Source organism: Arthrobacter vasquezii (assembly GCF_029455255.1).
In the GTDB taxonomy this organism is placed as follows: domain Bacteria; phylum Actinomycetota; class Actinomycetes; order Actinomycetales; family Micrococcaceae; genus Arthrobacter_D; species Arthrobacter_D parietis.
The window spans coordinates 1-10,075 of record NZ_JAROKN010000076.1; the positions used below are offsets into that span (position 1 = coordinate 1).

Here is a 10,075-nt window from a genome sequence, read left to right on the forward strand (position 1 = left end):
GGCTGCGCGCGGACCCGGCTCGCCCCGTGGGCCTGGCGCTGCTCGATCAGCGGAACCTCGCCGGCATCGGTAACGTTTACCGATGCGAGTTGTGTTTCCTCGCTGGGGAGCATCCGCTCACCCCGGTGGGCGAAGTCAAAAACCTTCCGCGGATGGTGGAACTCGCTCACCGGCTGCTCGAGGTGAACAAAGGCAGGTCAACGCGCGTCACCACCGGGTCCATGCTGCGTGACCCGCTGTGGGTGTACGGGCGGACGGACCGGGGCTGCCTGCGTTGCGGAACCCGCGTTGTGCGCAGCGAGCTCGGCGACAACGAGTTGGAGCAGCGGGTGCTCTATCACTGCCCGCACTGCCAGCCCGCGCGGGATACGGCGTGAGCATCATCCGCGCGCACATGACCATCCGCAGCACCCTGACCATCCGTACCATCCGCACTGACTACCGAGGGAGACCATGAGCTGGCTCAGCACGCTTCCAGGCTTCTTCGTTGCGCTGCTGGTGCTCCTTGGCCCCGGGCTGCTGTGGGGCGCCGTCTTCGGTCTGCGTCGCCTCACACTGCTTGCACTGGCCGGTCCGCTGAGCGTCAGTGCCGTGGTCATCGCCTCCGAGTCGGCCGCGCTGGCGGGCGTCCGCTGGTCGATTGTGCCGCTGCTCGGAGTCACCGCCGCTGTAGCACTCCTGCTCTGGCTCATCCGGCGACGCTTCGGGGAGGCGGTCGCCACGGACCCCGGCGGGCCACTGCGGCACTCGCTTGCTGCGTGGGCTGCTGCGGCGATCCCGGTCGGTCTGATCACGCTGTGGATCTTCGGTGACCCGGAAAACATCGCGCAGTCACACGACAACATTTTCCATCTCAACGCTGTCCGGTACATCGCGGAAACCGGCAACGCGTCCTCCCCGGACCTCGGATACCTGGGAACACGGGCGGCCACGTTCTACCCGGCGGGATGGCACGCCATCGTGTCGGTGGTCCTCCTGTCTTCCGGGCTGTCCGTACCCGCAGCCATCAATGTGGTGAACCTCGCCATAGTCCTGGCGATCTGGTGTATCGGGTGCCTTTTCCTGGTGACCCGTGTGACCGGCGAGCGCCGCACGGCCCTGCTTAGCGCCGCCGTGCTGTCCGGTGCCTACAGCAGTTTCCCCTACCTCCTGTATGAATTCGGCGTGGTCTATCCATTCATGCTGTCCATCGCCCTGCTGCCGGCTGTGCTCGGCCTGGTGGTGCAGCTGATGCGCGTCGGCGCACCGTTGCGTACGACGACGGCGGCCAACCTCCTGCTGCTGTTGGGGGTTCTGCCGGGGCTGGCTCTGGCGCACCCATCGTCGGTGGTCGGCGCACTCGGCCTCAGCCTGCCCATGGTGCTCGCGGCAGCGTACAGCAGACTTCGCCGCAGCGCTGAGCCGGCCTGGCGCACCCTCGTACCCACAGCGGTTTTCCTGGTGGTCCTCGCAGTTGTCTGGATGCGGATCCGGCCCTCGCGCGGCAGCTCGGACAACTGGAACGAACTCGGTAACGCCGGCGTCGCCCTGATCGAGGTGGTCCTGCACTCCCCGCTTTTCCGGCCACCAGCCTATTTGGTGGCGGCGCTGACACTAGTGGGTGCCGCCGTCGTACTCCGCCGCAAACGGCACCGCTGGACGCTTGCCCTGTACGGCTTCGCGGCGATGCTGTTTGTGGTCGCGAACTGGAAGGAAGCCCCGGACCTGCGGTGGATCGTGGCCGGCGTCTGGTACAACGACTACTTCCGGATCAGCGCCATGCTGCCGGTGGCTGGGATCATCATTGCCTCCCTCGGAGCGGTGGCCCTCGTCGACCTCGCGAAACGCCGGCCGAAGGTGCGTGCTCTCCTCCGTGAGGGGAGCAGGGAGCGGGGAGCCGCCGTCGTCGTCGTGCTGGTTGTTGCGGGTGTGCTGCTGGCGCCGCTGGGAGCGGTGCAGCGCGGGGTTGCGGAAGCGGCCGCGAAGTACCGGTTCACCGAGGATTCCCAACTGCTGACTGTCGATGAACTCGCGCTCATCGAGCGGCTGCCGGAGACTGTGGAGGAGGGGTCAGGCATTGTGGGGGTTCCGCTGACGGGGGCGTCGTTGTCCTACTCCTACACGGGAATCCCCACGCTGCTGCCGTACGGAACCCTACCTGCATCGGCCGCCGGCAAGATCATCTACGAGTCCCTGGACGAGCTCACCACCAATCCGGAAGTCTGCCCTGCGGCTCAGGAGATGGGGGTGGAGTACGTCCTCGATTTCGGGATCAGCTCCGTGCATCCGGGGAAAACGGAGGAAGTGCCGGGACTGCAGGATCTGAACCCGGAGAACGGCTTTGAACGCGTGGACAGCGAGGGAGAAGCTGCCCTCTACCGGATCGCGGGTTGTTGAGAGCGTGCCCGCTCCCAGTCCCGCTACCCTAGATAAGTGATGCAATCCCCTCTTCCCGTGCGCAACGGCGTGAACGCCACGCGGCTGCGGCTTCCCTCGGAGGGGCCGTGGGATACCGCGCTGGAGTACATCCTGGACCGCTGGAACCACGTGGACCCGGACGGAATTGCCGAGCGCTTTGACCGCGGTGAAGTGGTTGCCCTGGGCGGTGAGCGGCTTACCCGGGCAACTCCCCTCAACGAGCACACGTTCATTTGGTACTACCGGGAACTGCCGGTGGAGAAGCGCCTGCCGGTGGAGCTGAGCATCCTGCACCAGGACGAGGACCTGCTGGTTGTGGATAAACCGCACTTCCTGCCGACGACGCCGGGCGGCATGTACGTGGCGGAGTCGGCTCTGGTGCGGTTGCGGGTGCAGCTGGACCTGCCTGATCTGATTCCCATGCACCGCCTCGACCGGATGACCGCCGGAATCCTCATGTTCTCCATCAACCCGGCAACGCGCGGCGCGTACCAGCTCCTGTTCGAGAATCGCCGCATCCGCAAGGAGTATGAGGCCGCTGCTCCCATCGATCCGTCTTTGGAGCTCGACACTCATCCGCGCACCGTCCACAGCCGCATCGTGAAATCCCGCGACTACCTCCTCGCGCAGGAGGTCCCCGGTGACCCCAACGCGGAAACCAGGGTGCAGCTTGTCGGGGAGCACCACGGCGTGGGCCGCTACCGGCTGCAGCCGCACACCGGGAAGACGCATCAGCTGCGGCTGCATATGGCCGGCCTGGGCCTCGGAATTGTCAACGATCCGTTTTACCCGGTCCTGCAGCCGCAGCAGGAAGACGACTACTCGAAACCCCTGCAACTCCTGGCCCGGCACATTGAGTTTGTCGACCCGCTGTCCTCCCGGCCGGCGTCCTTCACGAGCGGGTTGGAACTGTCTTCGCTCGGGTGAGGTCCCAGAATCTGTGCCGGCAGCCGGTCATGCCTTGGCGTCCCGCTGTAAATTGGTACGGGTGGACCTGTCAACCATTGCCGAGTGGTCCCTCATGATCCATCCGGTCACGCTTCTGGTGGTCATCGCTGACGTTTTCGCGCCCATAATGCCCTCTGAATTCCTGGTCATCGCATCAGGCTCGCTTGCATCCGAGGGCTCAGTGCTCCTTTCCATCGCCCTCCTGACCGCTGCAACCGGCAGCCTGCTGGGGGACCTCGCTCTGTACCTGCTCTTCCGAAAAAAGCTGACACACTGGCTGGACCGCTTCCGCTGGGGCCGCGCCGTCCACCGCGGCATCCGCAACGCAGTCGAGAAGGCGGGCAAGTCCCCCACCTACGCCGGCCTGGTTGCTCTCCGGTTCCTTCCGGGCGGTCGGACAGCGGGTATTGCCGCTGCCGGGATCGCCGAACTGCCCCTGCGGCCTTTCCTGGGATTTGCCGCCGTGGGCGGGGTGCTGTGGTCCATCTGGCTGGTGGGCCTTGGGTACATCTCAGACGTCACAACCGGTTTCCCCATGTGGGCCAGTGCACTTCTGGGAATGGGGGTGGGTACTCTGGTGGGACTGATCATTGCAGCGTTCTTCGCGCTGAAGCAGCGCCGGGAGGTCCGAAAGACACATGAGCATGCCGACTCCGTCCAACCACCGGCTGCCCCAGGCTCCGCCCGTACCGCCCGGGGAGAACACCGAAGCGTCCCCTCCGCGGACCGAGACGAGCAGCGTCCTTGAGCGGCTGAAAGCCGCACAACCGAAGGCGCCGGTTTCCGCCGGAGATGAAAAACCAAGAACGACGACGGCGGCACCGCCGACCGCTGGTCCTGCTGCGACCGCCGGTCCCACAGCGCCCGCCGGTGCTGCTCCCAGCACAACCCGCACCCCGAACCAGACGCAGGACGACCAAGCGCAAGCACGTGAGAAGGCCCGCGCTGCGGAACTCAGGGCGGCGCGTGCAGAGAAGTTGAAAGCGGCCTCCGCCGCCGCCTCCGCATGGGCCGCCAAGTCAGGGAGACAGACTGCCGCCTGGACCGCGACCACCTCCCGCAGCGCTGCAGCAAACGTTCGGTCGTGGCGGGCTGACCAGGTACGACGCAATCTTGTCACCCTGACGGTGATCGGCGCACTGGTGGGAACCGCGTCCGTGGCCGGGTTCTTCGGTGGAACTGAAATCTGGACCAGTGAACTGCTGCGTCCCGACCTCACACTCGTCTCCCCCAGCCTCAACTCGCTGTACATCTGGGCCTTGATCGGGCTCGGCCTGATCGCCTACACCGTTCACCAATGGCTGCCCGGCCAGGCAGACAGCCCGCGGCACCGCCGGTTGGGCTGGGTGGTCATCGCCGCCCTGTTACTGAATCTTGCGTTGGCCCTGACCATTCAGGCGGAGCTTTATGCACCGAGCCTGATGGTGCACGGCGTGCTGCTGGTCCTGCTCCTGGTGTCGCTGCGCTGGCTGAACCGGTGGTCGGCCGCCACCCGGCTGGAAGGAACGCTGGTCGACGTACCGCTCGGCCTTTTCCTGGGCTGGACGGGCTTCACGGCGCTCAGCCATACCGCGGCGTTCCTGTCCCTTGAGGGGTTTTCCTGGCTCACGGAAAACGAGTTCGCCTGGGCACTTGCGGGCCTCGGCGTCGTCGTCGTGATGGGAAGTGCAGTCTGCTCGATGGACCGCGGCCGCATTGCGGTTGCCCTTGCCCTGGTGTGGGGCCTGGGCTGGATTATCGTGGAGCGGCTCATCGGGGAACCGCAGTCGCTGCCCACGGCCGCGGCGACGGCGCTGGCGGTCTTCCTCGTTCTCATCACCGCCGGATCACGCCGTCACCGCGTGGACCATTCCTATCGCCGGGCCCTGCGCCGTCACCAGACCGCCAACCTCCCACCGATTGACCTCGCTGATGATGACGACGATGAGTACGAATACGACGACGACCACCACGACGGTGAGGAAGTGCACGGCGGCCCGGCGCGGGCTTAGCCGACCGTGATCGCGATCTTCCCGCGCGTGTGACCCTCCATGTTGGCTGCAAAGGCTTCCGCCGCTCGCTCCAACGGATAGGTCTCGGCAAGCACCGGCTTCACCGTGCCGGCTTCGATCAGGTCAGCAAGCGTGGCGAGGTCGGCAGCTACCGGGCGCACAAAGACGTACCGCCCGCCGTGTTCCTTCACACCGGCGTCGGCAATGGATGCAACGCGCCCCTGCCGGGTGAGGTTGTCCAGTGATGCCTGCCAGTCGTCGCCGCCCACGAAGTCGACGACGGCGCTGACACCGTCCGGTGCAATCTCACGGACACGATCAGCGACGCCCTCGCCGTAGGAGACGGGTTCAGCGCCGAGTTCACGCAGGAAGTCGTGGTTCCGCTCGGACGCGGTGGCAATGACGCGGGCTCCGCGGCCACGTGCAATCTGGATGGCGAAAGTGCCCACGCCGCCAGCACCGTTGTGGATCAGCACGGTGTCACCGCTGGAGACGTCCAGCGCGTCCAGCGTCTGCAGTGCGGTGAGGCCGGTCAGCGGGACAGTTGCCGCCTCTGCCCACGAGAGGTTCGCGGGTTTGCGGGAGAGGGTTCGCACCGGCGCGGCGACACGCTCCGCGAAGGTTCCCTGGCCAACGGTGTCCATCCGGACGTAGCCCATGACCTCGTCACCAGCGGAAAATTCAGGAACTGCGGGGCCGGGCTGAACAACGACGCCGGAAACATCCCACCCCGGGATTACCGGGAAGTGCGCGGTGATGGCACCGTCAAGGTAACCCGCCATGACCTTCCAGTCCACCGGGTTGACCGATGCCGCTTTGACCTCGATGAGGACCGTGTCCGGGCCTACCTTCGGTTCCGGCTGGTCACCATACTCAAGGACGCCCGGGTCACCGTACGTTGAATAGAACACTGCTTTCACTGCTGATTCCTTCCATCGGGTACTGAGGACTCACTCGGTGGAACCCCGGACACCCGCGCGTCATTCCAGAATCGAACCGTGCATCGGGTCACAGTAGGTGCGGTAACTTCCTCAACGGTAGGCAGGGGCCGTCGTGAAGCGCAGTGAATAGTTGTCGAGGGTGCCCGGCAACGGTCCTCCGACATTCAGCCGCTTCGCCGACTCCAGCTGCAGCTCCGGTCCGTCCAGAACGTGGGCAAGGAAGGCGCTGGTCAGCATCAACACGAGGTGGCGTCCCGGGCACGCGGCAGGGCCTTCGCTGAAGGGAATAAGCGCCCAGTCGCCGTCGTCGTCGTTGTTCAGCCAGCGTTCCGGAGTGTACGCATCCGGCTGAGGGACGGTCCGCCGATCGCGATGGAAAAACGGAGCGTAGATGAGCACACCGCACTTGGCCGGCATGGTCCCCGCTTCCCAGGACACCTCCCCCGTGGACTGCCGCAGCACCATGGGCGTGGTCGGCCAGAGCCGCAGGGACTCCAGGACACAGGCCCGGAGCCAGGGGAGATACTCCCGCCGTGAGCGGTTTTCGGCGACTTCCCGAAGCGCCCTGGCTCGAACCTCCGGATGCGCCGCCACGGCAGCGAGCGCACGGAACGTTGCCATGCCGGCAGGATCGAAGGCGAACAGCCACTGCGGGATCTGCTCAACCGGCGCGGTGCTGTCCTGTGGGTTCATCCCCGACATCACAGACGCGAGGCTGCCCTGCGGTGCCGCCTGCATTCGATGCCCGACGGCGGCGAGAAACTGTGCGCGCAGTTTCCGTTTGCGGGGCTTCAGAAACGCCCAGTTTCCGTCAGCGCGGAGCTGGGCGAGCATATCCGTGAGTTCCTCGTCATGTGCGGCCGCATCCCCGAAGACCACCCGCCGAACCATCCGGTACCAGGACTGGATGAACTCATCCCAGGTCAACGCGCCGGACCTGCGCACCACGCGCAACAGATCCTCCGCCTCCTCGGCGACGATGGGAAGGAACGACTCCGCCAAGCGGTGCACAGGGCTTCCTGAATCCAACACCTGGTCCTGCAGAGCCCGCCGCACGCTCCGCTCCCTGCCCGAGGAGATGAGGGAGTTCCGCGGCTGGAAGTGCGACAGGGCTGCCTTCTTTTCGCTGCTGGCAGCGGCGAAAGGCTCCGGAGTTTCGGCAAGGATACGGTGCACGTCCCTGGGCTCCAGGACTATCGCCTGTCGGCGCAGCGGCAAGCGGAGGAGAACGGGCGAGGCCGGATACTTCGCCGCCAGCTGAGTGAGGGTGGCGACTGCCCGCTCATCGAGGTGCAACTTCTCTGCAAGCGCGACCATCCGTGGCCGCCGGATGATCGGTCCCTTGGCCAGGGTGGGCACAAACACCTTCGACAGGAAGGTTGCGGTTTCCCGGACTGTCAGCTGGGGCAGCGATTCAACAGAGCTCATACTCCACTGTCCCGGTGGATTGCTCACCCTGGCAACCACCACTTCCGCGCTGGCTGCAGCAACAACCGTCAGAGGATCGCAGATACTCCCGTGACCGCACGCCCCACAATGAGGGTATTGATTTCGAAAGAACCCTCGTAGGTGTAGATTGCCTCGGCGTCCGCGAAAATCTTCGCCATCTTGTAGTCCGTCACGATCCCGTTGCCGCCGAAGATCGACCTGCCCATTGCCACCGTCTCCCGCATCAGCGATGACGTGTAGGACTTCGCGAGCGCGGCCTGCGCCATGTCCGCTCCGCTGCGCTGCTCCTGCTGCTGTCCTTCGTGCAATCCGCGGTGCTCGTCTTCCTGCAACTGCGCAACCCGCGCCATCATGCCGAGGCTCGCGGTGGTGTTGCCCAGCATGCGCACCAGCTGCTGCTGGATGAGCTGGAAGCTCGCCAGCGGACGCCCGAACTGATGGCGCTCGACGGCGTAGGCACGCGCAGCGTCGAACGCCGCCAACTGCTGGCCCACCGCCTGCCAGCCCACCAGGATGCGGGAACCGCGCAGCAGGTGCTTGGTGTCAGTGAAAGTGTTGATTCCTGCGAAGCGGTCTGCTTCTGACACCCTGACGTTGTCCAGGATGATGTCCGCGTTCTGCACCGTCCGCAGCGCAATCTTGTTCTCGATGGCCGTCCTGGTAACCCCGGGCAGTGTGGCGTCCAGGATGAAGCCCCGCACGGCGCCGTCCGCGGTGTCCCGCGCCCACAAGAGCATGTAGTCGCAGAACGTTCCGTTTCCAATCCAGCGCTTTGCGCCGTTCAGGATCCAGGTGTCCCCGTCCCGCGTTGCGGTGGTTGCCATGCCGCCCGCCACATCGGACCCGTGCTGGGGCTCGGTGAGGGCAAAGGCACCCGTGATGGTGAGGTCCATGGCATCGTTCAGCAGCCGTGCCTTCTGATCCTCTGTCCCGAACTCGTGCAAGGCCTCAACGAAGAGATCGTGATGCACCATGAAGAACGTTGCCAGCGACGTATCGGACCGGGTGAGTTCGGCGATGACCATGCCGCTGAACAGGTAGCTGTACCCCTGTTGGACCGGCGTACTCAGGTTCAGGGCGGCAAGTTTGGGCAGCACCTCCAACGGAAATTCCGCCCGGTTCCACCAATCGGTGGCGAACGGCGCCACTTCCTTGGCGAGGAAGTCCCGCACGTCCTGCAGCTTCGCCCGTTCGGCGTCACTGAGCAGGGACTCGAATCCGTAGAAGTCTGCGGATGGGAGGCTGCTCTCCATTGAGCTGTCCTTTCGGGTGTTCTCAGAAATCAAGAGGATCTACTTCGGTGCCATGCGGATGGCACCGTCAAGCCGGATGGTCTCGCCGTTCAGCATCTGGTTCTCAACGATGTGCGCAACCAGCGAAGCGTATTCGGTGGCCTTGCCGAGCCTGGATGGGTGCGGCACCTGCTTCCCGAGGGAGTCCTGGGCCTCCTGCGGCAACCCGGCCATCATGGGGGTTTCGAAGATGCCCGGGGCGATGGTCATGACCCGGATGAAGGACCGCGCGAGTTCACGCGCAATCGGCAGGGTCATCGCCGCAACAGCACCCTTGGATGCCGAGTACGCGGGCTGCCCAATCTGCCCGTCGAACGCCGCGACGGATGCCGTGTTGATGATGACCCCGCGCTCGTTCGTGCCGGTCGACGTCTGTACCGGCTCGGTGGCTACCATGGCGGCCGCCGCCAGCCGCAGCACGTTGAAGGTGCCGATCAGGTTGATGCTGATGACCTTGTTGAACTGCTCCAGCGGCAGCACGCCGTCCCTGCCCAGTACCTTGCCGGGCGTTGCCACTCCTGCGCAGTTGACAACAATGCGCAGCGGGCCCAGCTCAACCGCCGCGTCCACCGCAGCCTGAACCTGTTCCTCGCTGGTCACGTCAGCAGGAACAAACCGCGCCCGCGCCCCCAGCGACTGGGCAAAATCTGCGCCATCCGACTGCGGAAGATCCAGGATCACCACTGATGCGCCGTCGTCATACAGCCGCTGCGCCGTCGCCCGGCCGAGCCCGGACGCTCCGCCGGTCACCAGGGCTACCGTTCCTGCACACTCCATGACATCTCCTTTGCGTCGGGGGTCGATTCGAGGGGTGAGTCGAAGACTCAGCTGCGAACACTCCTTCGAGCCTACTGTGATGCAGCACACCGCAGCATCCACCGGCCGCCGCACTGTGCATAGTGCTCAAACATAAGGACGACGGCGCCCTTTAGGGTGGCTCTATGCCCACAGAACTGCCCGCCGAGAAACTCCCTGAAGAACATCGGGAAGCACAACTGCGCGCCGCAGCAGCCGCCGCGTCCGTCCCCGCGGCCTTCGGCCACCGGCTGCTCGGCCT

8 protein-coding genes and 1 pseudogene are annotated in these 10,075 nt (G+C 65.4%); 5 read left to right on the plus strand and 4 right to left on the minus strand.

Annotated features, from left to right (window positions below):
• The 5 genes and pseudogenes from P4U43_RS16440 to P4U43_RS16460 form a co-directional block, all read left to right on the plus strand.
• Positions 1 to 377: pseudogene (locus P4U43_RS16440) on the plus strand (Fpg/Nei family DNA glycosylase); the annotation flags it as partial.
• Between the two features lie 76 nt (positions 378 to 453).
• A complete protein-coding gene (locus tag P4U43_RS16445; RefSeq protein WP_277359694.1) occupies positions 454 to 2,376 on the plus strand; it encodes a DUF6541 family protein in 1,923 nt (640 codons plus the stop codon).
• A 39-nt stretch (positions 2,377 to 2,415) separates the two neighbouring features.
• A complete protein-coding gene (locus tag P4U43_RS16450) occupies positions 2,416 to 3,324 on the plus strand; it encodes an RluA family pseudouridine synthase (RefSeq protein WP_277359701.1) in 909 nt (302 codons plus the stop codon).
• 61 nt (positions 3,325 to 3,385) lie between these two features.
• Positions 3,386 to 4,093 carry a DedA family protein gene (locus P4U43_RS16455; protein ID WP_277359695.1) on the plus strand — a complete coding sequence of 236 codons (708 nt, stop codon included), beginning with the start codon at positions 3,386 to 3,388 and terminating at the stop codon, positions 4,091 to 4,093.
• Positions 3,990 to 5,336 (plus strand): hypothetical protein, encoded by a 1,347-nt coding sequence (locus P4U43_RS16460; RefSeq protein ID WP_277359696.1) that lies wholly within the window; start codon positions 3,990 to 3,992, stop codon positions 5,334 to 5,336. Before P4U43_RS16455 ends, P4U43_RS16460 begins: the two co-directional genes overlap by 104 nt.
• Here P4U43_RS16460 and P4U43_RS16465 read toward each other — a convergent pair.
• From P4U43_RS16465 to P4U43_RS16480, 4 genes are all read right to left on the minus strand, one after another.
• Positions 5,333 to 6,256, minus strand: coding sequence for an NADP-dependent oxidoreductase (locus P4U43_RS16465; RefSeq protein ID WP_277359697.1), 924 nt, complete (start codon positions 6,254 to 6,256; stop codon positions 5,333 to 5,335). The two genes, P4U43_RS16460 and P4U43_RS16465, sit on opposite strands and share 4 nt — an antisense overlap.
• Positions 6,257 to 6,367: 111 nt before the next feature.
• On the minus strand, positions 6,368 to 7,705 hold the full coding sequence (locus P4U43_RS16470) for a cytochrome P450 (protein ID WP_277359698.1): 1,338 nt from the start codon (positions 7,703 to 7,705) through the stop codon (positions 6,368 to 6,370).
• Between the two features lie 68 nt (positions 7,706 to 7,773).
• Positions 7,774 to 8,979, minus strand: a complete 1,206-nt coding sequence (locus tag P4U43_RS16475) for an acyl-CoA dehydrogenase family protein (RefSeq protein ID WP_277359699.1) — start codon at positions 8,977 to 8,979, stop codon at positions 7,774 to 7,776.
• A 39-nt stretch (positions 8,980 to 9,018) separates the two neighbouring features.
• Positions 9,019 to 9,795 (minus strand): 3-hydroxyacyl-CoA dehydrogenase, encoded by a 777-nt coding sequence (locus P4U43_RS16480; protein WP_277359700.1) that lies wholly within the window; start codon positions 9,793 to 9,795, stop codon positions 9,019 to 9,021.
• Positions 9,796 to 10,075 lie beyond the last annotated feature (280 nt).

Bases quoted from the DNA above. Each gene is read 5' to 3' on its own strand.
- P4U43_RS16460 (WP_277359696.1), top strand. From the start codon at position 3,990: ATGCCGACTCCGTCCAACCACCGGCTGCCCCAGGCTCCGCCCGTACCG.
- P4U43_RS16480 (WP_277359700.1), bottom strand. From the start codon at position 9,795: ATGGAGTGTGCAGGAACGGTAGCCCTGGTGACCGGCGGAGCGTCCGGG.
- P4U43_RS16450 (WP_277359701.1), top strand. From the start codon at position 2,416: ATGCAATCCCCTCTTCCCGTGCGCAACGGCGTGAACGCCACGCGGCTG.
- P4U43_RS16475 (WP_277359699.1), bottom strand. From the start codon at position 8,979: ATGGAGAGCAGCCTCCCATCCGCAGACTTCTACGGATTCGAGTCCCTG.
- P4U43_RS16470 (WP_277359698.1), bottom strand. From the start codon at position 7,705: ATGAGCTCTGTTGAATCGCTGCCCCAGCTGACAGTCCGGGAAACCGCA.
- P4U43_RS16445 (WP_277359694.1), top strand. From the start codon at position 454: ATGAGCTGGCTCAGCACGCTTCCAGGCTTCTTCGTTGCGCTGCTGGTG.